Source organism: Candidatus Methylomirabilota bacterium, assembly GCA_036002485.1.
Classification (GTDB): Bacteria; Methylomirabilota; Methylomirabilia; order Rokubacteriales; family CSP1-6; genus AR37.
The window spans coordinates 1-4,697 of the sequence record DASYTI010000172.1; the positions used below are offsets into that span (position 1 = coordinate 1).

Below are 4,697 nucleotides of genomic sequence, written 5' to 3' on the forward strand. Positions count from 1 at the left end.
CATGGGTTGAGCGCAGCCACGCGTAGGCCTTGCGCTCGAGCTCCAGCGCCGTCTCCAGGGGCGCCTCCGCCCCGCGATTGATCACCATCTTCAGCGTGCGGAGAGCCAGCGGCGCGCGCTCGGCCAGCTCGCCGGCCAGCCTCTCCACCGCCTCATCCAGCTCGTTGTCCGCCACGGCCAAGGTGATGAGCCCCCACGCCTCGGCGCGCTCGGCGGGGATGCGCTGACCCGTCATCATGAAGAGCTTGGCACGCGTCATCCCCATCAGGCGGAGGGCCCGCTGGGTCCCCCCGCTGCCCGGGATCATGCCAAGCCTCACTTCGGGAAAGGCGAACTCCGAGCGAAGCATGGCCACGCGAAAATCGCAGGCCACGGCCAGCTCGAGACCCGCGCCCATGGTGTAGCCATCGATGGCCGCGATGACGGGCTTCCGGCAGCGCTCCGCCGAGGTCAGGGTGTCGCCCCAGAGCTCGAGGTCGGCGGGGGCCAGGGTGAGAAACTCCGCGACGTCACCGCCCGCGCTGAAGGCCTTGCCCCCCGCCCCGCGAATCACGATGACCCGAATGCCCTCGTCGGCCTCGAGCGAACCGAAGATGCCGGGGAACTCGTTGCGCATGGCCACCGTCATGGTGTTCATCTTCGCCTGCCGGTCGATCCACACGGTGGCGATGGCGCCCGTGCGCTCCACTCGCAGGAACTCGGTCATTTGTCCACCTCGCTTCCACGTGATTGACTTCGCTGAGGCGGTTGGGCCTCTTCGCCCCATGCGGGGCTCATCGGGGAGACCTCCCTGTAGTGTCCGTCGCGCAGCAGTCGGCGGAGGATCTTGCCCGAGGCCGTCTTGGGGATCTCCTCGACGAAGACGATCCGCCGCGGTCGCTTGAAGTTGGCGAGAGCGGGGCTCTCGAGACCATACCGATCGAGGGCGGCCGCGGTCAGCTCAGCGTCTTTGCGTACGACGAAGGCCACCACGCGCTCGCCCCACTTCTCGTCGGGCTCGCCGACGATGGCCACGTCGCGCACCTGCGGATGCCGCGCCAGCACCTCCTCGATCTCCGCCGGGTGAATGTTCTCTCCTCCGCTGATGATCATGTCATCCACGCGCCCGGCCACGAAGAGATCGCCGACCTCGTCGAGATAGCCCATGTCGCCCGTGAAGTACCAGCCGTCCCTGAGGGCGTGCGCATCCGCGTCCGGGCGCTTCCAGTAGCCGGCGAATGCTTCGTCGGAGTCGAGGCTGGCGATGATCTCACCCTTCTCGCCCGGAGGCACGGTCTCCTCGGCCCCCACGCGACGCTCCCGACTCGCCTCGACCACGCGCAGCTTCGAATGGATCCCGGGACGTCCCGCGCAGCCCGGCTTGGTGTGAACGTCGGGGAAGACCGAGAAGGTGTAGATCTCGGTCGAGCCGTAGTGGTTCACGAACACCTCGGGGTGAAAGGCTTTCACGCACGCGTCGGTGAGGGAGGCGAGCATGGGCGCTCCCGCGTACGCGAGCTTCCTCACCGAGGAGACCTTCGCGCTCGACCGCTCCACCGCCCGGACGAGGTCGTGGAAGAGCGTCGGGATGAGGTACAGCGCGCTCACCCGCTCCCTCTCGATGAGCGAGAGCGCCGCCTCCGCGCTCCAGTCCGCCTGGCAGACGAAACAGCCGTTCACCGCGGCCATGCTCGTCAGCAGGTGGATGCCCATGGTGTGATAGAGCGGCATCACGCCGAGCGTACGCTCGCCCCACTGGTAGCCGCACTGGATCACGTGGGCGCGGGCGCCGGCATGGTGGTTCCGGTGTGTCCTCGGCACGCCCTTGGGTCGCCCCGTGGTCCCGGAGGTATAGAGGATGAGAGAGAGGTCGCTCTCCCTCACGGCGCGATCGAGCGGCGCGTGGTTCGAGCCCAGGAGCTCAGCGAACGGGACCGCTCCGGCCGGCACCTCGTCGCCGACGAAAACCAGACACCCCCGCCAGCCCTCCGTCGCCTCGAGCATCCCGGCCGCGGTCGCCGACTCGAACAAGGCGACGCGGGCCCCGCCGTCCTCGAGCACATAGCGCAGCTCCCGCAGCGTGAGCCGGTAGTTCACGGGCGTGGGCACGCCCCCGATGCTCTGGAGGGCCCAGTACGCGAGCACGTGCTCGAGGCGGTTCTTCAGCGCGATCAGCACGCGGTCGCCCTTGCCGATGCCGAGGCCCGCGAGACCGCGGCCGAGCGCCGCAGCCTGGCTCGCAAGGTCGGCGTACGTCAGCCGGCGCGGGCCGTCCACCACCGCGGGAGCCTCCGGGTATCGCCGGGCCGCACGATCGACGAGACGGGCGAGGGTCACGGCGGCAGCAGCGTCTCCAGCAGCGCGCGCATCTCGGCGCTGTTCCATTCCCGCGCGCCCGCCGCCATGCCCGCGACCTCGCCGCCGGGCTTGACGATGAAGGTCGCGGGCAGGCCCGTCACGCGCCACGCCCCCGCCGTCTTGAGCTCGGGGTCGAGCAGGATAGGAAAGGTGAGCCGCTGATGCGCGATGTACGGCTCGAGGAGCGCGCGGGGCGCGCCCCGGTCCACCGAGACTCCGAGGACGATCAGACCGCGCGCCCGGTAGGCCTGCCAGAGCTCCTCGAGCGTCGGCATCTCGAGGGTGCACGGCGTGCACCACGTCGCCCAGAAGTTCAGGATCAGCAGGTTGCCCTTGAGCTCCTCGAGGGAGGCGTGGCCGGGGCCGGGGAACGTGCGAAGCCGGAAGGTCGGCCCCCGCTGACCTTCCTTGAATTCGATGATACCCGCCTTCTCGAAGGGGTCGAGGGCGACGGCATGATCGCGGTGATGGCCCCCGTCCACCCCGGGCCGCCGGGTGGGAAGGGTCCAGAGCGCTCCGGCAAGAAGCGCGAGAGCCAGCCCCACGCGCAGCCAGGAGCCGCGGCGGCTTTCGCCGGGCGACGAGCTAGACGCCCAGCTTCTCACGGGTGGTCGGGCTGTCGCGGAGCTCCGCCGAAAGCCCCTCGAAGACGATGGACCCCTTCTCCATGATGTAACCGCGGTCACAGACGCTGAGGGCCACGCGCGCGTTCTGCTCGACGAGGAGCACGGTGACGCGGAGCCGCTTCAGCTCGCGGATCATGTCCCGGATATGGCGGATGAGGGCGGGGGCGAGTCCCTGGGTGGGCTCGTCCATCAGGATGAGCCGCGCGCCCGCCATCATGACGCGCGCGATGGCGAGCATCTGTTGCTCGCCGCCGGAGAGCGTCTTGGCCGGCTGGTCGATGCGCTCGCCCAGGAGGGGAAAGTGCCCGAACACCTGCTCGAAGCGCTCCCGGCGCAGGGCCGCCGAGAGATGGGGCACCGCGGAGAGGCCCAGCTCGAGGTTCTCGCGCACGGTGAGGCCGGGAAAGATCCGCCGGTTCTCCGGCACGAAGCCGACACCCCGCCGCGCGATCTCGTGCGGCGTCATCCGGGTCAGGTCGCTGCCCTCGAAGTCGATGGCGCCACGGGTGGGCTTGATGAAGCCCATGGCGGTTTTCATGAGCGTGCTCTTGCCCATCCCGTTCTTGCCGAGGAGCGCCACCGCCTCGCCCTCCTGGACCTCGAGAGATACGCCGAAGAGGATCGGCGTCGCCCCATAACCCGCGTGAAGATCCCGGATCCTAAACACGGGTTAGTTCACCATTGGTGCGGCGGCCAGGCCCAGACTGCTCATGTACGGGGCTCCGGCGCCCCCTCATTCCACTCAGCCCTCGCCTCGCCGAAGCGGCTCAGCTCGAACTGCGGCCCTCTCCCCCGATGGGGGAGAGGGATGAAAGGCCGACGTATCCCTCGCCCCCGGAGGGGGAGAGGGCAGGGTGAGGGGGAGGGCCTGATCGCCTTCACGAGTTCAGATTTTCTCACTCGTCCGCGCCGCCCAGATAGGCGTCGAGGACCTTGGCGTCGCTGCGGATGGCCTCCGGCGGCCCCTCGGCGATCTTCTCCCCGAAGTGGAGCACGGCGATCCGGTCGGAGATCCCCATCACCACGCTCATGTCGTGCTCGATGAGCAACACGGTGAGGCGGCGGTCGAGCGCGATCCGGCGGATCAGCGCCGTCGCCTCTCTCGTCTCCCCCGGCGTCATCCCCGCCGTCGGCTCGTCGAGGAGCAGGAGGGCGGGGTCGGTGGCGAGGGCGAGACAGATCTCGAGGTAGCGCTGCTCCCCGTGCGAGAGGTTCCGCGCGAGATCGTCTCGCCTCGCGGCCAGGCCGAAGGCGCCCAGAAGCTCCATGACGGGCCCTTCGACATCGGGAAGCCGCCAGAGCGACGGCAGGCGGCCGGAAACGCGCATGCGCGATTGCGCGGCCACGCGCACGTTGTCGTACACGGAGATGCCGGGGAAGATGTTCGTGATCTGGAACGTCTTCGCGAGGCCCTGCCGGTTGATGACCTCGGGAGCGAGGCCCGTGACCTCCTTGCCCCGGAAGACGATACGGCCGGCGGTGGGAGTGTGCAGACCGCTGATGACGTTGAAGAGCGTCGATTTGCCTGCCCCGTTGGGGCCGATGACGGAGAACACCTCGCCCTCCCTGACCATGAGGCTGACGCCGGACAGGGCGGCGAGGGCGCCGAAGCTCTTCGACACGCCCTCGACCTCGAGCATCATCTGTCTGCCGTTGCGGTGGAAGATATCGCGGGCCGGTCGGGCTTCTTCGCGCAAGCGCTCATCCGGCGGCCTCCCCGCGGAGTCGTTCACG

General features: G+C 69.2%; 5 protein-coding genes. All 5 read right to left on the bottom strand.

The window, feature by feature from the left end:
- The coding region (locus VGT00_16030) for an enoyl-CoA hydratase/isomerase family protein (protein HEV8532931.1) at positions 1 to 706 on the bottom strand (706 nt) is incomplete at its 3' end.
- Complete coding sequence (locus VGT00_16035; GenBank protein HEV8532932.1) at positions 703 to 2,316, bottom strand: AMP-binding protein; 1,614 nt, start codon at positions 2,314 to 2,316, stop codon at positions 703 to 705. The genes VGT00_16030 and VGT00_16035, both read right to left, overlap by 4 nt.
- A complete protein-coding gene (locus VGT00_16040; protein HEV8532933.1) occupies positions 2,313 to 2,882 on the bottom strand; it encodes a TlpA disulfide reductase family protein in 570 nt (189 codons plus the stop codon). The genes VGT00_16035 and VGT00_16040 overlap by 4 nt, the downstream gene beginning before the upstream one ends.
- Before the next feature lie 40 nt (positions 2,883 to 2,922).
- Entirely contained in the window at positions 2,923 to 3,630 is a 708-nt protein-coding gene (locus VGT00_16045) for an ABC transporter ATP-binding protein (GenBank protein ID HEV8532934.1), read from the bottom strand.
- 229 nt (positions 3,631 to 3,859) lie between these two features.
- Complete coding sequence (locus VGT00_16050; protein ID HEV8532935.1) at positions 3,860 to 4,696, bottom strand: ABC transporter ATP-binding protein; 837 nt, start codon at positions 4,694 to 4,696, stop codon at positions 3,860 to 3,862.
- Position 4,697 lies beyond the last annotated feature (1 nt).